The sequence below is a fragment of the Streptococcus oralis subsp. dentisani genome, assembly GCF_002096685.1.
In the GTDB taxonomy this organism is placed as follows: Bacteria; Bacillota; Bacilli; order Lactobacillales; family Streptococcaceae; genus Streptococcus; species Streptococcus oralis_AD.
Genome location: NZ_NCVA01000041.1, coordinates 521,860 through 540,382, shown reverse-complemented (window position 1 = coordinate 540,382; position 18,523 = coordinate 521,860). Strand labels below are relative to the sequence as shown.

General features: G+C 42.4%; 19 protein-coding genes. 9 read left to right on the top strand and 10 right to left on the bottom strand.

Annotated elements, in window-relative coordinates:
- The first annotated feature begins 6 nt into the window (after positions 1-6).
- The 6 genes from cysS (at position 7) to dtd (ending at position 6,668) form a co-directional block, all read left to right on the top strand.
- Positions 7-1,350, top strand: coding sequence for a cysteine--tRNA ligase (gene cysS, locus B7705_RS09395; protein WP_084949181.1), 1,344 nt, complete (start codon positions 7-9; stop codon positions 1,348-1,350).
- Complete coding sequence (locus B7705_RS09390) at positions 1,343-1,729, top strand: Mini-ribonuclease 3 (RefSeq protein WP_084877769.1); 387 nt, start codon at positions 1,343-1,345, stop codon at positions 1,727-1,729. The genes cysS and B7705_RS09390 overlap by 8 nt, the downstream gene beginning before the upstream one ends.
- Positions 1,730-1,732: 3 nt before the next feature.
- The gene (locus B7705_RS09385) at positions 1,733-2,602 is read left to right on the top strand and encodes a helix-turn-helix domain-containing protein (RefSeq protein ID WP_084949180.1); all 870 of its coding nucleotides are present in this window, start codon (positions 1,733-1,735) and stop codon (positions 2,600-2,602) included.
- A gap of 113 nt (positions 2,603-2,715) precedes the next feature.
- A complete protein-coding gene (locus B7705_RS09380; RefSeq protein WP_084949178.1) occupies positions 2,716-3,846 on the top strand; it encodes an ABC transporter ATP-binding protein in 1,131 nt (376 codons plus the stop codon).
- Positions 3,847-3,989: 143 nt separating this feature from the next.
- Complete coding sequence (locus B7705_RS09375) at positions 3,990-6,206, top strand: RelA/SpoT family protein (protein ID WP_084949177.1); 2,217 nt, start codon at positions 3,990-3,992, stop codon at positions 6,204-6,206.
- A gap of 18 nt (positions 6,207-6,224) precedes the next feature.
- Entirely contained in the window at positions 6,225-6,668 is a 444-nt protein-coding gene (gene dtd, locus B7705_RS09370; RefSeq protein ID WP_084949175.1) for a D-aminoacyl-tRNA deacylase, read from the top strand.
- A 31-nt stretch (positions 6,669-6,699) separates the two neighbouring features.
- Here dtd and B7705_RS09365 read toward each other — a convergent pair whose 3' ends face one another.
- From B7705_RS09365 to B7705_RS09340, 6 genes are all read right to left on the bottom strand, one after another.
- On the bottom strand, positions 6,700-7,113 hold the full coding sequence (locus B7705_RS09365; RefSeq protein ID WP_084949174.1) for a hypothetical protein: 414 nt from the start codon (positions 7,111-7,113) through the stop codon (positions 6,700-6,702).
- A gap of 107 nt (positions 7,114-7,220) precedes the next feature.
- A complete protein-coding gene (locus B7705_RS09360) occupies positions 7,221-7,871 on the bottom strand; it encodes a metal-dependent transcriptional regulator (RefSeq protein WP_084949172.1) in 651 nt (216 codons plus the stop codon).
- A gap of 83 nt (positions 7,872-7,954) precedes the next feature.
- Positions 7,955-8,449: a thiol peroxidase gene (gene tpx / locus B7705_RS09355; protein WP_000206539.1), complete on the bottom strand. Its 495-nt coding sequence runs from the start codon at positions 8,447-8,449 to the stop codon at positions 7,955-7,957.
- 121 nt (positions 8,450-8,570) lie between these two features.
- Entirely contained in the window at positions 8,571-9,503 is a 933-nt protein-coding gene (locus B7705_RS09350) for a metal ABC transporter substrate-binding protein (RefSeq protein ID WP_084949171.1), read from the bottom strand.
- A gap of 26 nt (positions 9,504-9,529) precedes the next feature.
- Entirely contained in the window at positions 9,530-10,378 is an 849-nt protein-coding gene (locus tag B7705_RS09345) for a metal ABC transporter permease (RefSeq protein WP_084949169.1), read from the bottom strand.
- Positions 10,375-11,097: a metal ABC transporter ATP-binding protein gene (locus tag B7705_RS09340; RefSeq protein ID WP_084949167.1), complete on the bottom strand. Its 723-nt coding sequence runs from the start codon at positions 11,095-11,097 to the stop codon at positions 10,375-10,377. Before B7705_RS09340 ends, B7705_RS09345 begins: the two co-directional genes overlap by 4 nt.
- Before the next feature lie 179 nt (positions 11,098-11,276).
- Here B7705_RS09340 and B7705_RS09335 point away from each other — a divergent pair, with 179 nt between their 5' ends.
- Complete coding sequence (locus B7705_RS09335) at positions 11,277-13,169, top strand: M13 family metallopeptidase (RefSeq protein ID WP_084949166.1); 1,893 nt, start codon at positions 11,277-11,279, stop codon at positions 13,167-13,169.
- A gap of 38 nt (positions 13,170-13,207) precedes the next feature.
- Here B7705_RS09335 and B7705_RS09330 read toward each other — a convergent pair whose 3' ends face one another.
- The 4 genes from B7705_RS09330 to B7705_RS09315 all read right to left on the bottom strand — a co-directional run bounded on the left by B7705_RS09330 (position 13,208) and on the right by B7705_RS09315 (position 16,539).
- A complete protein-coding gene (locus tag B7705_RS09330) occupies positions 13,208-13,837 on the bottom strand; it encodes an MBL fold metallo-hydrolase (protein ID WP_084949164.1) in 630 nt (209 codons plus the stop codon).
- 83 nt (positions 13,838-13,920) lie between these two features.
- Positions 13,921-14,994 carry a DUF2974 domain-containing protein gene (locus B7705_RS09325; protein WP_084949163.1) on the bottom strand — a complete coding sequence of 358 codons (1,074 nt, stop codon included), beginning with the start codon at positions 14,992-14,994 and terminating at the stop codon, positions 13,921-13,923.
- 111 nt (positions 14,995-15,105) lie between these two features.
- Entirely contained in the window at positions 15,106-15,882 is a 777-nt protein-coding gene (locus B7705_RS09320) for a ferredoxin reductase domain-containing protein (RefSeq protein WP_084949161.1), read from the bottom strand.
- A gap of 87 nt (positions 15,883-15,969) precedes the next feature.
- Positions 15,970-16,539, bottom strand: a complete 570-nt coding sequence (locus B7705_RS09315) for a TetR/AcrR family transcriptional regulator (RefSeq protein WP_084949160.1) — start codon at positions 16,537-16,539, stop codon at positions 15,970-15,972.
- A 321-nt stretch (positions 16,540-16,860) separates the two neighbouring features.
- Between B7705_RS09315 and B7705_RS09310 the strand changes: the two genes are divergently transcribed.
- Positions 16,861-17,538 carry a response regulator transcription factor gene (locus B7705_RS09310; RefSeq protein WP_084949158.1) on the top strand — a complete coding sequence of 226 codons (678 nt, stop codon included), beginning with the start codon at positions 16,861-16,863 and terminating at the stop codon, positions 17,536-17,538.
- The gene (locus B7705_RS09305) at positions 17,531-18,505 is read left to right on the top strand and encodes a sensor histidine kinase (protein WP_084949157.1); all 975 of its coding nucleotides are present in this window, start codon (positions 17,531-17,533) and stop codon (positions 18,503-18,505) included. Before B7705_RS09310 ends, B7705_RS09305 begins: the two co-directional genes overlap by 8 nt.
- Positions 18,506-18,523: the final 18 nt, after the last annotated feature.

Below are 18,523 nucleotides of genomic sequence, written 5' to 3'. Positions count from 1 at the left end.
GACCGCATGATTAAAATTTACGACACCATGTCTCGTGATTTGCGAGAATTTGTACCAATCGAGGACGGCAAGGTTAAGATGTATGTCTGTGGGCCGACAGTTTATAACTATATCCACGTGGGGAATGCCCGTTCGACGGTGGCTTTTGATACGATTCGTCGCTATTTTGAATACCGTGGCTATGAAGTTGCCTACATTTCTAACTTCACAGATGTAGATGATAAGATTATCAACCGTGCCAAGGAAGAAGGCATCACGCCTCAGGAGGTCGCGGACAAGTACATCGCTGCCTTTCGTGAGGATGTGACGGCCTTAGGCGTGAAACCTGCGACTCGCCATCCGCGTGTAGTGGAGTTTATGGCGGACATTATCCGCTTTGTGGAAGACTTGATTGAAAAAGGTTATGCTTACGAGAGTCAAGGGGATGTTTACTTCCGCGTGGAAAAATCTCACAACTATGCTAAGTTGGCTAATAAAACCTTGGAAGATTTGGAGCTAGGTGCTTCAGGTCGTACCGATGAAGAAACAGCTCGCAAGGAAAATCCTGTAGACTTTGCCCTTTGGAAAGCTGCAAAACCAGGCGAGATTTCTTGGGACAGTCCTTGGGGACCTGGTCGTCCGGGCTGGCATATCGAGTGTTCGGTCATGTCAACAGAGATTTTGGGTGATACCATTGATATCCACGGTGGGGGATCCGACCTTGAGTTTCCGCATCATACCAATGAAATTGCCCAGTCAGAAGCAAAAACAGGCAAGACTTTTGCTAACTACTGGATGCATAATGGCTTTGTCAATATCGACAATGTCAAGATGTCTAAGTCCTTGGGCAACTTTATCACAGTTCATGATGCCCTTAAAACTCTTGATGGGCAAGTGCTTCGTTTCTTCTTTGCGACACAACACTACCGTAAGCCTATCAACTTTACGGAAAAAGCAGTACGCGATGCAGAGACAAATCTTAAGTATCTAAAGAACACTTACGAGCAACCATTTTCTGGGACTGTAGATGCTCAAGAGTTACAGGACTTTAAAGATAAGTTTGTAGCCGCTATGGATGAGGATTTCAACTCCGCAAATGGTATCACAGTTGTCTTTGAAATGGCCAAATGGATCAACTCCGGCAACTATGATGCAAGTGTTAAGGAAGCTCTTGCGGCCATGTTGGAAGTCTTCGGAATTGTCTTTATTGAGGAAGTTTTGGATGCAGACATTGAAGCCTTAATCCAAAAACGTCAAGAAGCGCGTGCCAATCGTGACTTTGCGACAGCAGACCAAATCCGTGATCAATTGGCTGCTCAAGGGATTAAGCTCCTTGACACCAAAGATGGAGTGAGGTGGACACGTGATTGATGTCAATCTCATTAATGGGATTGCGCTAGCTTTTGAGGGAGATGCGGTTTATTCCATGTATATCCGTCGCCATCTCATTCTCAAAGGCATGACCAAACCCAACAAACTCCATCAAGAGGCGACTAAGTATGTCTCAGCCAAGGCTCAGGCTCGCTTGATTTCCCTCATGTTGGAGGAGCAAATCCTGACGGAAAAAGAAGAAGAAATCTACAAACGTGGCCGCAATACCAATAGCCACACAAAGGCTAAAAATGCAGATGTGGTGACTTACCGCATGTCTACAGGTTTTGAAGCAGTGATGGGTTATCTCCATCTGACTGAAAATGTGGAGCGTCTAGAGACCATAATTTCTTGGTGCATCCAAAAAGTGGAGGGCTAGGATATGATTGCAAAGGAATTACAGGACTGGTTTCCTGAAGCTCAGATTTCAGATCAGCCGATTGAGAAACCAGGCTATCTTACTCTCCCTTTAGCTTCTCAGCAGTGGATTCTACTGGAGGAAGCTGGGCTCAGCGAGCGTGAAAAGCAGTTGGTTGCCCTTTTGACCCAGCAGGAGCAGGCTCGTTCGCTCAATCCTTGGTATCCCTATCTGATCGAGGGGAAGGGGCAGGCACCACAAGCTTTCAAAAAGATTCAATTGGTTTATTGCCATCTGTCTTATTACCAACAGGAAAATCTAGCCTCTTGGTTGGATATGATGCAAACTCTCTTTCCCAACTGCCAGACAGTATTGCAGGTCGGAGTTCAGGATTATGTATTTGTGCTTCAACAAGATAAGTACACCTCTGTTCGCTCAATCTTATCTGATACGATTGAAGCGGTTGAGTATGACTTTGGCCTTCGTCTATCTATCATGTTGGGGCAGGTTTGGTCTCAGACTGGGTATCAGGCTCTGTCAGATTTAATCCAAGCAGAGCGGGACTTGTTTAAGGCTTGGTGGCGTCAAGGTCATCAAGGTGTTCATACTTTTTCACAGCTCTATCTCTGGAGTCTTGGGGAAGGACTGGTTGACCATAGAATTATCAAAGACTACCTTCGTCAGTTGATTCTGGACCAAGATCAGATTCAGGAAATCATTCTTTCTCTCTGGGAAAATAGTGCTGTCCTAACTAAAACAGCCCAGCAACTCTATCTGCACCGCAATTCTCTCCAATATAAGATTGATAAATGGGAAGAGTTAACAGGACTTCAGTTGAAGGAGTTGACAGATCTAACCTTGTGTTATCAGTTGATTTTACCAGATATTCTCTAAAGTTTTGTGCAAGTTGCACAGAACTTTTTTATTTTTTTGGTCACCTTGCCATAGAAAAGTAAAGCGTTTTCATCTATAATAAAACTATCAAAAGACAAAAGGAGTTCACCTCGATGGTAGAATTAAATCTTAAAAATATTTACAAAAAATATCCAAACAGCGAACACTACTCAGTTGAAGACTTCAACTTGGACATCAAAGACAAGGAATTTATCGTTTTCGTAGGTCCTTCAGGATGTGGTAAATCAACAACTCTTCGTATGATTGCGGGTCTTGAAGACATTACAGAAGGTACTGCATCTATCGATGGCGTGGTTGTCAACGACGTAGCTCCAAAAGACCGTGACATCGCCATGGTTTTCCAAAACTACGCTCTTTACCCACACATGACTGTTTATGACAACATGGCTTTTGGTTTGAAATTGCGTAAATACAGCAAGGAAGATATCGACAAACGTGTGCAAGAAGCAGCAGCAATCCTTGGTTTGAAAGAATTCTTGGATCGTAAACCAGCTGACCTTTCAGGTGGTCAACGTCAACGTGTTGCCATGGGTCGTGCCATCGTCCGTGATGCAAAAGTATTCTTGATGGATGAACCTTTGTCAAACTTGGATGCCAAACTTCGTGTATCTATGCGTGCTGAAATCGCGAAGATTCACCGTCGTATCGGAGCTACAACTATCTACGTAACCCACGACCAAACAGAAGCGATGACACTTGCAGACCGTATCGTTATCATGTCAGCAACTAAGAACCCTGCTGGTACAGGTACTATCGGACGTGTTGAACAAATCGGTACACCTCAAGAAGTTTACAAAAACCCAGTTAACAAGTTCGTTGCAGGATTCATCGGAAGCCCAGCTATGAACTTCATCAATGTGAAATTAGAAGGCAATGAAATTGTTTCTGACGGTTTCCGCTTGAAAGTGCCAGAAGGTGCTTTGAAAGTTCTTCGTGACAAAGGCTACGAAGGAAAAGAGTTGATCTTCGGTATCCGTCCAGAAGATGTGAATGCAGAACCTGCTTTCCTTGAAACATTCCCAGAATCAGTTGTCAAAGCTACTATTTCCGTATCAGAATTGCTTGGTTCAGAATCTCACCTTTACTGCCAAGTTGGTAAAGATGAATTTGTTGCGAAAGTGGATGCTCGTGACTACTTGCAAACAGGTGCAACAGTTGAACTCGGATTTGACTTGAACAAAGCACACTTCTTCGACGTAGAAACTGAAAAAACAGTTTACTAAGATAAATAAAATAACAAAGCACTGTAGAGTCTCTCTTGCAGTGTTTTTCTTTTAATTGCTTAGGCTAGGCATGAAAACAGGCTTTTCTAGTTTTAATATTCTTAAAAAAGTGATAAAATGGTAGGAAGAATTGGAGAGAATAAATGCCGAAAGAAGTGAATTTGTCGGGCGATGAGGTTGTCGCTTTAACGCAAAAATATTTATCGAAAGAAGATGTTGCTTTTGTACACAAAGCTTTGGTTTACGCAGTTGAATGCCATAGTGGTCAATACCGTAAATCTGGCGAGCCCTATATTATTCATCCCATTCAGGTTGCAGGGATTTTGGCCAAGCTCAAGCTAGATGCCGTGACAGTTGCCTGTGGTTTTTTGCATGATGTGGTTGAGGATACGGATGCGACATTGGATGATTTAGAGCAAGAGTTTGGTCATGATGTTCGCATTATTGTTGATGGAGTGACTAAGCTTGGTAAGGTTGAGTACAAATCGATTGAAGAGCAATTAGCGGAAAATCACCGCAAGATGCTCATGGCCATGTCTGAGGATATCCGCGTTATCTTGGTCAAACTTTCTGACCGCTTGCATAATATGAGAACGCTTAACCACCTACGAAAGGACAAACAGGAACGCATTTCCAGAGAAACCATGGAAATCTATGCACCACTTGCTCATCGTCTGGGAATTTCCAGCGTCAAGTGGGAGTTGGAAGACTTGTCCTTCCGATATCTCAATCCAACTGAGTTTTACAAGATCACTCATATGATGAAGGAAAAACGCAGAGAGCGTGAGGCTTTGGTCGATGAAGTCGTGACAAAGTTAGAGGACTACACTTCCGAACGCAATCTAAAAGGGAAAATCTATGGCCGTCCCAAGCATATCTACTCTATCTATCGCAAGATGCAGGATAAGAAGAAACGCTTTGAGGAGATTTATGACCTGATTGCCATTCGCTGTATCTTAGATACCCAGAGTGATGTTTACGCCATGTTGGGTTATGTGCATGAGCTGTGGAAACCCATGCCAGGTCGCTTCAAAGACTATATCGCTAACCGCAAGGCCAACGGTTACCAGTCTATCCATACGACCGTCTATGGACCAAAAGGGCCGATTGAATTCCAGATTCGTACCAAAGAAATGCACGAAGTTGCTGAGTACGGGGTTGCGGCTCACTGGGCTTATAAGAAAGGAATCAAAGGTCAGGTCAACAGCAAAGAGTCTGCGATTGGTATGAACTGGATCAAGGAAATGATGGAATTACAAGACCAGGCTGACGATGCCAAGGAATTTGTCGAGTCTGTTAAGGAAGAGTATCTGGCGGAGGAGATTTACGTCTTTACTCCAGATGGTGCAGTTCGCTCCCTTCCAAAAGATTCAGGCCCGATTGATTTTGCCTATGAAATCCATACCAAAGTCGGTGAAAAAGCAACTGGTGCCAAGGTCAATGGCCGTATGGTTCCTCTGACAACTAAGCTCAAAACTGGAGATCAGGTCGAAATTGTAACCAACCCCAACTCTTTTGGTCCGAGTCGTGACTGGCTCAACATGGTTAAGACCAGCAAGGCACGCAACAAGATTCGTCAGTTCTTTAAAAATCAAGACAAGGAATTGTCTGTTAATAAGGGACGCGAACTGCTGATTAATCAGCTCCAAGAGAATGGCTATGTGGCTAATAAGTATATGGACAAGCGGCACATGGATCAAGTCCTTCAAAAGACCAGCTACAAGACAGAAGACTCCCTCTTTGCTGCTATCGGTTTTGGAGAAATCAGTGCTATTACCGTCTTTAACCGTCTGACTGAAAAGGAACGCCGTGAGGAGGAACGTGCCAAAGCTAGGGCTGAGGCTGATGAGTTAGTTAAGGGTGGCGAGGTTAAGGTTGAGAATAAGGAGAAGCTCAAGGTCAAGCATGAGGGCGGTGTGGTAATCGAAGGCGCCTCAGGTCTCTTGGTTCGGATTGCCAAGTGTTGTAATCCAGTGCCGGGTGATGATATTGTCGGCTACATCACCAAGGGGCGTGGTGTGGCCATTCACCGTGTGGACTGTATGAATCTCCGTGCCCAAGAAAACTACGAGCAACGTCTCCTTGATGTGGAATGGGAAGATCAATTCTCAAGCAAGGAATATATTGCCCACATCGATATCTACGGGCTCAACCGTACAGGTCTCTTAAATGATGTTCTGCAAGTTCTCTCTAATACGACCAAGAATATCTCGACCGTTAACGCCCAACCAACTAAGGATATGAAATTTGCCAATATCCATGTCTCCTTTGGCATCTCAAACCTCTCAACTCTAACGACAGTAGTTGATAAGATTAAAAGTGTGCCAGAAGTCTACTCTGTCAAACGAACCAATGGCTAAGATCTAGAAAGGATTTTTATGAAAATCATCATTCAACGAGTCAAAAAAGCCCAAGTGAGTATCGAAGGTCCGGTTCAGGGAAAAATCAATCAGGGGCTCTTATTGTTGGTCGGTGTAGGCCCAGAGGACCAAGAGGAAGATCTGGATTATGCTGTGAGAAAACTGGTCAACATGCGGATTTTTTCAGATGCAGAAGGCAAGATGAACCTGTCTGTCAGGGATATTGAAGGGGAAATTCTTTCTATTTCTCAGTTTACCCTCTTTGCAGATACCAAGAAAGGCAATCGTCCAGCTTTTACTGGCGCAGCCAAGCCTGATATGGCATCAGATTTCTATGACACTTTCAACCAAAAGCTAGCGCAAGAAGTGTCTGTTCAGACAGGTATTTTTGGAGCGGATATGCAGGTGGAGCTGGTAAATGATGGACCAGTCACCATTATCCTTGATACTAAAAATAGATAAGAAAACCAAGCCCAGCTGGCTTGGTTTTTGCTTATAAACACTTCCAGAAAGAAATGTGTTTGTCGTAAAAGTCGGGATAGTTTTCTCTTATGTGACTAGTTATTATATAATAAAAAGTAGAATGACAAGAAGTAGCGATTGGCATAAGAGAGGAAAATCGCTGATAACTGGTGAAGACTAAAAGGATCAATAACAGAAGATCAACTGAGAGAATCCCTAAATAGTAGAAGCGAATCTTTTTATTGATTTGAGGATAAATCTCAGAGAAATGTTTTTTGAGTCGGAAGACCAAGCGAAATAGCAGTAGTCCCTGAGCAAGGAGGAAAATAAAGCCAGAGAGTAGCATCCACTTTACAGAGGGATCGGTTTTGGAGATAAAAATTGCTAATAGTAGCAAATCGCTGAGTGCAATAGCTGCAAAATGGATTCTAAAGAGCTTTTTCATAGGAAGACCTCCCTCTTTTATCTAGCTTCATTCTACACCAAACGAATGGGACTTACAACTAAAATAATAAAAAATCCCTGAAAGAAGTTTCTTTCAGGAATAAGGGCTTAGTTGATTTTTTCGACATAGAGTTGTTTGGCGATATCGATACCAACTTGGAGGTCTTCACCTTTGTTGACCAGAGTAAAGCTATTGGAAAAGCCATCAAATTGCTTAACTTGGAGTTGGTCACCGATATGAATTGCGTGCTTTTCTAGATATTTGAGTAGTTCAAAACTATCATGAACGCGAGTCAGGAGATAGGTTCCAGCTTCCTTGGTCTCTGCTAGTGGTAAGTTATTGATTTCGACCAAGAGTTCTCCTTTAGCAGGAATAGTTCCACCGTGGGGACAGGTTTGAGGGAAGCCAAGCAGTTTATCCAATCTCTCCACAAAGAGGTCAGAGACAGTGTGCTCTAGGACCTCAGCTTCTTCGTGGATTTGATCGCTGGTATAGTCTAGATGGTGAACTAGAAAGACTTCAATCAAACGGTGTTTACGATAAAGATCAGAGACCAGTTTGAGGCCAATATCTGTCAATAGATAGCCGTTCTCCTTGTCCTTGAGGATGAGATTTTCACTTTTCATGCGTTTGATCATCTCTGTTACGGCAGGTGGAGAGACTTGCATACGGGTAGCAATTTCTTTATTGGTGATTTTTTGCATTTCCGTACCGATTTCATAAATACATTTTAGGTAGTCTTCTTTATTTGGCGTCATTCGTTTCCTCTTGTCTTTTCTCTCCATCTAGTATATCAAAAAAAGCTAGATTTCTCTAGCCTTCTGCCCTAATGGCTTTGATTTTAGTCCAGTTCTTTCACTGCAGCAATAGCAGCTTCAAAGTCTGGTTCCGTGTTGATGTTGTCAACGTATTCTACGTAACGGATGACATTGTCAGTATCGAGAACAAAGACAGCACGCGCAAGGAGATGCCATTCGTTGATCAAGAGGGCATAATCGCGCCCGAAAGAATGGTCAAAATAGTCTGAAAGCATGATGGCATTGTCAAGGCCTTCAGCCCCACACCAGCGTCCTTGGGCAAATGGTAGGTCCATAGAAACAGTAAGAACGACGGTGTTGTCGAGGTTGGCAAGTTCCTGGTTGAATCGACGTGTTTGCGTTGAGCAGATACCAGTATCGATAGAAGGGACAACACTCAAGACTTTTTTCTTTCCATCAAAGTCAGCTAGCGTTTTTTTAGAGAGATCGGTTGTCGTAAGAGAAAAGTCAAGTGCCTTGTCTCCGACTTGCAGTTGTTTACCTGTAAAAGTTACAGGATTTCCGAGAAAAGTGGTCATAAACTACTCCATTCTTTTTTCTTTTATTTTACCGAGAATTATCAGATTTTTCCAATGATTTGACCGGAAAGTGAAAACAAAAAAAACGCCAGTTCATGTGAGAACGACGTTTTTTAATGGATTACTTAGACAAACCTTCAGCAATCTTGTCAAGGTTGTATTTCATCATGTTGTAGTAGCTGTCGCCTTCTTTACCTTCTTCAGCGATTGAGTCAGTAAAGATTTGTGCGTAGATTGGGATATTTGTGTCTTGTGAAACAGTCTTCATTGGACGGTCATCGACACTTGACTCAACAAAGAGTGATGGAACTTTTGTTTGGCGAAGTTTTTCAACCAAGGTCTTGATTTGTTCAGGAGTTCCTTCTTCTTCCGTGTTGATTTCCCAGATGTAGGCACTTGGAACTCCGTAAGCTTTAGAGAAGTATTTGAAGCATCCTTCGCTGGTTACGATGAGTTTCTTTTCAGCAGGGATATTGTTAAATTTCTCTTTGGCTTCCTTGTCCAGTTTGTCTAGCTTTTCAGTATAGTCTTTGAGATTTTTTTCGTAGAATTCCTTGTTGCTAGGGTCTTTTGCAATCAGCTGTTTAGCGATATTCTTAGCATAAATTATCCCATTTTCAAGGTTGAGCCAAGCGTGTGGGTCTTCTTTGCCTTTTTCGTTTTGACCTTCAAGGTAGATGATGTCTACGCCGTCACTGACTGCAAAGTAGTCCTTGTTCTCAGTTTTCTTGGCATTTTCAACCAATTTGGTAAACCAAGCATTGCCACCAGTTTCAAGATTGATTCCGTTATAGAAAATCAAATCAGCTTGAGAAGTTTTCTTAACGTCTTCAGGAAGTGGTTCGTATTCGTGTGGGTCTTGACCAACAGGAACGATACTGTGAAGATCAATCTTGTCACCAGCGATATTTTTGGTAATATCAGCGATGATTGAGTTAGTCGCTACAACCTTTAGTTTTTGGTTTGTAGATGCTGTATCTTTTTTCCCGCTAGCACAGGCAGCTAATCCAATGATAGAAAGAAAAAGAACAAGCAATGTACCTAATTTTTTCATTAGATTCCTCCAGAAGGGTTTCCCCGTTATTTAATGATTTTTTTGTTTTTCAGTTTCAAGTATCGTTGCTTAGGAGAGATAAAGAAACTGATTAGAAAGAAGCTGGCGGATGTGAGCACGATGCTGGATCCTGCTGCGAGATTGAAACTATAGCCGATAAAGAGCCCTACAACAGAAGCCAGAGCTCCTAGGCCTGATGAAAGAAAAATCATGCTCTTTAGGCTATTAGCATAAAGGTAAGCCGTCGCAGCTGGGGTGATCAACATGGCCACGATAAGAATGGTTCCAACACTTTGCATGGCAGTGACTGACACAAGGGTCAAGAGCACCATGAGCAGATAGTGGTAGAAATTAACGGGCATTCCCATGGCTTTAGCCAGGAGATCGTCAAAGGATGTAATCAATAGTTGTTTAAAGAAAATCCCGATAATCAAGAGAATCAATGCCCCCACACCAATGGTAATCCACATGTCCGTATCTTGGACAGCGAGGATATTCCCAAAAAGGATATGGAAGAGGTCTGTCGAACTCTTGGCAACACTAATCAAGATGACACCTAAGGCTAAGAAAGATGAAAAGGTAATACCAATGGCAGTGTCACTCTTGATGATAGAGTTTCCCTTGATGTAGGTAATGATGATGGAAGCCATCAAACCAAAGATGATCGCTCCAATAAAGAAATCAATTCCCAGGATAAAGGAAAGGGCTACGCCAGGCAAAACTGCGTGAGAGATAGCATCTCCCATGAGAGACATACCACGCAGGATGATAAAACATCCCACAGCTCCAGCAACGACTCCGATGACAATAGCTGTGATCAAGGCGTTTTGTAGGAAATGGAAATTTTGCAATCCATCGATAAATTCTGCTATCATAGGTCACCTCCATTGAAAAAGAGTTTGCTACCGTAGGCCTTTTTGAGATTGGCCTCGGTAAAGGTTTCTTCGGTCGGACCAATGTCTATTAATTCTCGATTGAGAAGCAAAACTTGGTCGAAATAATGGGGGACTTTACTGAGGTCATGATGGACGATGAGAACTGTTTTACCAGCCTTTTTAAGGTCTCTCAGCGTATTCATGATAATCTCTTCACTGATCGAGTCAATCCCGACAAAAGGCTCATCTAAAAAGATGTAGTCAGCTTCCTGCACTAAGCAACGGGCAATCAACACACGTTGAAATTGTCCGCCTGAGAGCTGGCTGATTTGGCGATCAGCATAGTCTGAAAGTCCAACGATTTCAAGTGCATCTGCCACTTTTTTCCAGTGGCTGGCTTTTAAGGTGTGAAAGAGTGGGACGGATGGGTAGAGTCCCAGTGAGACACATTCCTTGACCTTGATAGGGAAATTGTAGTCGATATGGATTTTTTGCTCGACATAGGCAACTCGATTTAAAGATTTCTTGACTTCTTTATCGTCGAGAAAGGCCTGACCTTCATGTGGGATAATTCCCAACATACCTTTTAATAAAGTTGATTTTCCAGCACCATTTGGACCAATAATTCCGGTAATAGTTGGTCCGTGGAGCACTAGTGAGATATCTTTTAGTGCCAGCGTTTCTTTGTAGGAGACACTGAGGTTTTCGATATGTATCATACAGTTGTATTCCTCCTGCCTTTTAATATACATTAAAAAAAAAATTAAGTCAAGTTAATTTTTGAAAAATTTAAAATAATAACTGAAAAATGAAGTGAAAAGAGAAACCATTTTTAATTGCATTCCCTAGGTTTTTTTGCTAAGCTAGGAATAAGTGAAAATATGAAAGCGAGAACAAGATGACACGTTATCAAGATGATTTTTATGACGCTATTAATGGCGAATGGGAAAAAACAGCTGTGATTCCAGCTGATAAATCTCGAACAGGTGGTTTTATTGACCTTGACGAGGAAATTGAAGAGTTGATGCTGGCGACTACAGACAAGTGGTTGGCAGGTGAAGAAGTCCCAGAGGATGCCATCCTCGCAAACTTTGTTAAGTACCATCGTATGGTACGTGATTTTGACAAGAGAGAAGCAGATGGGATCAAGCCTGTTTTGCCAATGCTCAAGGAATACCAAGATTTGGAGAGTTTTGCGGATTTTACCAGCAAACTAGCAGCGTTTGAACTAGCTGGTAAGCCAAACTTCCTCCCATTTGGCGTATCACCAGACTTTATGGATGCCAGAACCAATGTTCTCTGGGCCAGTGCACCAGGCACCATCCTACCAGATACGACTTACTACGCTGAAGACCATCCTCAGCGTGAGGAGCTCTTGACTCTTTGGAAGGAAAGTAGCGCAAATCTTCTCAAAGCCTATGATTTTTCAGATGAGGAAATCGCGGACTTACTAGAGAAACGATTGGAATTGGACCGTCGCATTGCGGCTGTGGTGCTTTCTAACGAAGAAAGTTCAGAATATGCCAAACTCTACCATCCATACGCTTATGAAGATTTTAAGAAATTTGCTCCTGCCCTACCTTTGGATGATTTCTTCCAAGCAGTTCTTGGACAAACTCCAGATAAGGTTATCGTAGACGAGGAACGTTTCTGGCAAGCAGCAGATCAATTCTATAGTGAAGAAGCGTGGCCTCTACTTAAAGCAACCTTGATTTTGGGTGTGGTCAATCTCTCAACCAGCTACCTCACAGACGAGATTCGTGTTTTGTCAGGTGCTTATGGTCGTGCTCTTTCAGGTGTTCCAGAAGCTCAGGACAAGGTCAAGGCAGCTTATCACTTGGCCCAAGGTCCTTTCAAGCAAGCTCTGGGTCTCTGGTACGCGCATGAAAAATTCTCCCCAGAAGCTAAGGCAGACGTAGAGAAAAAAGTAGCGACTATGATTGACGTTTATAAGGAACGCTTGGCCAAGAACGACTGGCTCACACCTGAAACGCGAGACAAGGCCATTGTCAAACTCAATGTCATCAAGCCTTATATTGGTTATCCAGGGGAATTGCCAGAACGTTACAAGGACAAAGTAGTGGATGAAACTGCCAGTCTCTTTGAGAATGCCCTAGCCTTTGGGCGTGTGGAAATCAAGCACAGCTGGAGCAAGTGGAACCAACCAGTTGACTACAAGGAGTGGGGCATGCCTGCTCACATGGTCAATGCCTACTACAATCCTCAGAAGAACTTGATTGTCTTCCCAGCTGCCATTTTACAGGCTCCATTCTATGACTTGCATCAGTCGTCTTCTGCCAACTACGGTGGGATTGGTGCAGTTATTGCCCATGAAATTTCTCATGCCTTTGACACAAATGGTGCGTCCTTTGATGAAAATGGTAGTCTTAAGGATTGGTGGACAGAAAGCGACTATGCTGCCTTTAAAGAAAAAACGCAGAAAGTTATCGACCAGTTTGATGGGCAAGAATCTTACGGCGCAACGATCAACGGAAAACTAACTGTATCAGAAAACGTTGCCGACTTGGGAGGAATTGCAGCAGCCCTTGAAGCTGCCAAGAGAGAGCCAGACTTCTCAGCTGAAGAATTCTTCCACAACTTTGCTCGCATTTGGCGCATGAAAGGTCGTCCAGAGTTGATGAAACTCATGGCTAGTGTCGACGTGCACGCGCCAGCCAAACTCCGTGTCAACATCCAAGTACCAAACTTCGATGACTTCTTTACAACTTATGATGTCAAAGAAGGCGACGGTATGTGGCGCGCACCAGAGGATCGTGTGATTATTTGGTAAGACTAAAACCAAGGATAGCATCCTTGGTTTTTTGCTTGCTAGAAAAAGGGATTGAAGGTCTTTTCGTGAGCGATGGTCGTAGCTGGCCCGTGTCCAGGATAGACGTCGTAGTTAGGGAGGGTGAAGAGTTGAGTTTGAATGCTATGGAGAAGTTGTTCCATACTACCTGTAGGGAGGTCAGTCCGTCCGATGGTTTCGCGGAAAAGAGCATCTCCAGTCAAGACTAGATGGGCATCAGGAAAGACCATGGAAACACCACCGATAGAGTGGCCTGGGGTTGGTAGGGCAGTAAAACGGAATTCCTCAAGCTGGTATTCCTCATGAAAGACAAAGGTGTGTTCTGCAGGTTTGCACACGACATCTGCCATATCATCATGTCGAGGCAGACCGGAGAGATTGTCAACGGGAGTATAGAGCCAGCTGGCTTCACTTTCCGCTACATAAACTGGAGGATTTCCAAAAGTCTCACGCACCAAGTCCAGACTCATAATATGGTCGTAGTGGGTGTGGGTCAGGAGAATCGCACAGACGGGTTTGTTGATTTTCTCGATGGTCTTACGAATGGTTTCCCAATGGCTACCTGGGTCAACCACAATCAGGTGTTGGTCTCCCTCTATATAGTAGGTGTTTTCATAGGCAACAGGATTCACGGTTTTATGGATTTTCATAGGATTTCCTCTCTCAAAGAATGTACTGATATCAGTATAACACAGAAGAGAAGGCTTAGGGTATCAGAAAGTCTTTTTCTACCTTAACGATTTTTCCAAGCTTGGTAGCGGGTGTCAATCAAGAGTTGAGTTAAGCGCCCCATGGTTTCTCTTTCTTCAGGAGTGAGGGATTGGGCTTGGATAAAGAGATGATGAATGTGTTCAATAACCTTGAAGGAAGAAAGGTCGTTGATAGAGGAGATTCCAGCATCGAGAATGATTCCAAAAAAGAGGTCAAAGTAGAGTTGCAGTTCTTCGTCAGGAACTGTTTCAACCCATTCCTTGAAGGTAGTATCGACTTGCTGGCTGTCACTATTAGTTTCGTCTAGTTGGACAAAGTGCTTGTCTTCAACCTGCCAACTAAAGGTGTCATGCTGAGCAAGGCCACCTAGAGCGGTGCTTCGAACGACGATTTTTTTGTCCGGAATTTCCAACATCATTCCGATGATAGACCCTTGCGGGATAAACACTTTCGTTCTTTCCATCATGTTTTGATAGCCTGATGTTTCGGTTAGTTCCTTGTGAAGTCCAGGGGCATCAAAAGTATAGACAGAGATAATGTTTTTCTGCAAGTTTGGATCAAGTTGACTGGCAGCATAGACGGCTAGATTGCCCCCTTTTGAGTGTCCTGCTAGGATAACCTTTTGGTTAGGATGTTGAGCAAAAAAGTTTTCTAAATACTGGAGGGCATGTTTTTGAGCAGGGATTTCCTTCATATAGGTCATATGGAAATCTTCTTTCCAACCAATGATGCTGTCATCCGTCCCGCGAAAAACAAGCAAATAAGTATCGAGACTGATACGATAAGTCATAGCCGCAAACTGTTTTTGCAATTCAAGATCGATATCGTTGATAAAGTCTGAGAGCTTGCAATTTTTAAACCGTTTGTGTTGAACGAGCTGATCCAATAACTGGAGACGGTTTTTATTGGTCAACATAGTCGTTTCTCTAGGGATTTGAGGTGCTAGTTCTATGAGACGCTTTGGTTCTTGGGCGACTACATTATCAAAAGCTAGGTAGGTTAATTCAGTCAGGGCAAGAACATCTAACTCATTCACGGGGAGGTCATAAAAGGAATCGTATGCTACATCGTTGAGATAGTCAAAAATATTGGCCATAAAAGCTCCTTTCTCTATGTTTATCCTATCACATTTACCAAGAATTAGCTAGTAGACTTGTTCGAATGACCTAGTAGGGTTTGAATGAAATACATAGAAGATAGATTGCTCCTATTTCAAACCTCTAAACGAGCTTACTTGTATGTTTTTGCTATCAATCCCATTTTCCTTTAAAAAATTCTTCATCTCATTTACATCATCAGGCTGACCTGTGATGAGATAGCTGGCTTGATTGCCGTATTCATCAATAGCACGTTTTAAAAATTCTTGACTTTGAGAAAGTTCATCGCTCGTTTTATAAGTAAAATTTGATGTTTTTTGAGCCAGTTTCTTCATCTCATTATCGAAAATAGTAACTCCTTTGTCAAAATGGTTGAGAATAATCGGACATTTACCAGCCCATTCTTTGATAAGGGGACGTAAAGCAGAAATGCCAACATCAGATGCAAAGCAAACTAGTGGCTGATTCGTATCTTTAACGGTCAAAGAGGAATCCAGCCAACTCATCTCAATCTCACTACCAGCCGGTAAATGTGTCAAGGTGTTCTTAAAGTGGCTACCACTATTATGAGTTAAAATGAGGATTTCATCTTCATCAGGTGTGGAGGCAATGGTCAGCCATCGACTGGATTGATTCCCTTTATCTTCATTTTTTCTAGCAGTAGACGAGGTATCAGGGAGTGTAAACTTAGCATAAGCCCCAGCTTTCCAGATTTGATGACTCGGTTTTGTGATATGAATTAAATATAGATCTCCGCTGGGGTTTTCAATGGATTTTATCGATAATGTCTGGCTTCGTCCAAGATAAGCGATGGCACCCCAAGTTATAATACATAGCGCTCCAAGTGTTGATAGAATGATAATAAACATTTTTTTACCTCTTTTCATTTTTTATGACTCCTGTTCTTAATTTTATGAATGAACTAAAAAATAATTCATTCACATCTTTTCAAAAAATAAAGAAAACCATTTTCTTTATTTTAGAACTCCTTTTATGAAGTTGGTTGCAAGTATTTCGACAGTTTTGCCAATATCTGGAAAATCTTTTTCCGTGATATGCATATCCATGTAGTAAAATAGGTTGTAAACTTGTAAAATCTCTTGAATCTTTTCTGGAGAATACCCCTCAGCCTGCATACGATTTGTAAAAGTTTTTACTAGAAATTGATGAAATGGATTTGCGACTTTACCTTCTTCTGAGGAATAGTAGCTGTGCAACTCATCTGCTATGGCAGGATTGTACCATTCTGCAAGGATTTTATTGGAAGAAACGAGTGCTCTGGACTGAGCAAAGAGTTGACTAATAAGATCAATCATATCAATTTCCCAATCCAGTTCTTCAATCATAGCTTGTCGAACACGGTTGTTTTCATCTATATAGATGTCTAGAAAAATGGCTTCTTTACTCTCGTAATAGTTATAAAAAGAGCCCACTGCCATACCAGCTTGTCTAGCTATTTCTGAAATTCCTGTCGCCTTGTAACCTTTTTTCGAAAAAACTTCATAGGCCGCTGTCTTTAAAGCTTGTTTTTTGTCCAATATGATTTAGCCTCCTTTGTTTTATGAATGAATAAACTGATTTGTTCATTCATATTCTAACAAATCATGGCTAGCTTGTCAATAAGAAGGCTAGATCTATTAAATAAGTGAAAGAAACGCTAACTAAATGAGCACAAAAAGGAAAATATAGGATAAGGCTGGAACTATAATTAAAAATAAGGTATGATATCAGTGGGAATGTTCTCTATTTAGCATCTGTTTTCTGATCTGGATTTGGGGAATAGGCTGCTAAACAGTATGAGATACTAATCCGTAAATCTGATATGAAGGGTTTTGATACTTTGAGAAATAGCAAAGGAGGAGCGCATGCACAAGATTTTACTAGTAGAAGATGACCAAGTCATTCGACAACAAGTGGGGAAACTGCTCTCTGAGTGGGGGTTTGAGGTCGTTTTGGTAGAGGATTTTATGGAGGTATTGAGCCTTTTTGTTCAGTCAGAACCTCATTTGGTCCTCATGGATATTGGCCTGCCTCTTTTTAATGGTTATCACTGGTGTCAGGAGATTCGTAAGATTTCCAAGGTGCCCATTATGTTTCTGTCTTCGAGAGATCAGGCTATGGATATCGTCATGGCGATCAATATGGGAGCGGATGACTTTGTAACCAAGCCTTTTGACCAGCAGGTCCTCCTTGCCAAGGTTCAGGGTTTATTGCGCCGTTCCTATGAATTTGGCCGAGATGAAAGTCTGCTGGAGTATGCGGGTGTGATCCTCAATACCAAGTCTATGGACCTGCTCTATCAGGGGGAAGTATTGAGTTTGACCAAGAATGAATTTCAAATTTTGCGAGTGCTGTTTGAACATGCTGGCAATATCGTGGCGCGTGATGACCTGATGCGAGAACTCTGGAATAGCGACTTTTTCATCGATGACAATACCTTGTCCGTCAATGTTGCTCGCCTGCGCAAAAAGTTGGAGGAGCAAGGTTTAGCAGGTTTTATCGAAACTAAGAAAGGGATAGGATACGGACTGAAACATGCTTGATTGGAAATCATTTTTTCTAGCCTATCTGCGTTCTCGCAGTCGCATCTTTGTCTATATTTTTTCATTAGGCTTTCTCGTCCTTCTCTTTCAGTTTTTATTTGCTAGTCTAGGAACTTATTTTCTTTATTTCTTTCTGCTCAGTAGTTTTTTGACCTTCTTATTTTTGGCTTGGGATATATTTGCAGAAGCTCAGGTTTACCGACAGGAAGTACTCTATGCTGAGCGAGATCCCAAGTCTCCTCTGGAATGTGCGCTAGCGGAAAAACTCGAAGAGCGTGAGTCTGAATTGTATCAAAAGAAGTCGGAAGCGCAGAGCAAGCTGACGGATTTGCTGGACTACTACACCTTGTGGGTTCACCAAATCAAGACCCCCATTGCGGCAAGCCGTCTCTTGGTAGCAGAAGTTTCTGATCGTGAGGTCAAGCAGCAATTGGAACAGGAAATCTTTAAGATTGACTCCTATACCAATCTGGTGTTGCAGTACCTGCGTTTGGAGAGTTTCCATGATGACCTGGTATTTGAAAAGGTTCAAGTGGAGGATCTGGTGAAGGAAGTGGTTCGTAAGTATGCTCTTTTCTTTATCCAGAAGGGGCTAACTGTCAATCTGCATGCTCTTGATAAAACCATCGTGACCGATAAGAAATGGTTGTTAGTCGTCATTGAACAAATCCTTTCAAACAGCCTCAAATACACCAAGGAAGGTGGGCTAGAGATTTATATGGAAGGTCAGGAGCTCTGTATCAAGGATACGGGAATCGGGATTAAAAACAGCGATGTGCTCCGAGTCTTTGAACGTGGGTTTTCAGGCTATAATGGTCGTCTAACCCAGCAGTCATCTGGACTTGGACTTTATCTATCTAAGAAAATTTCTGAAGAACTGGGTCACCAGATTCGCATCGGGTCTGAGGTCGGAAAAGGAACAATCGTACGCATCAAATTCGCTGAAGTGAAGCTCGTTATTGAGTAAACATAGATGAGAAAAAGC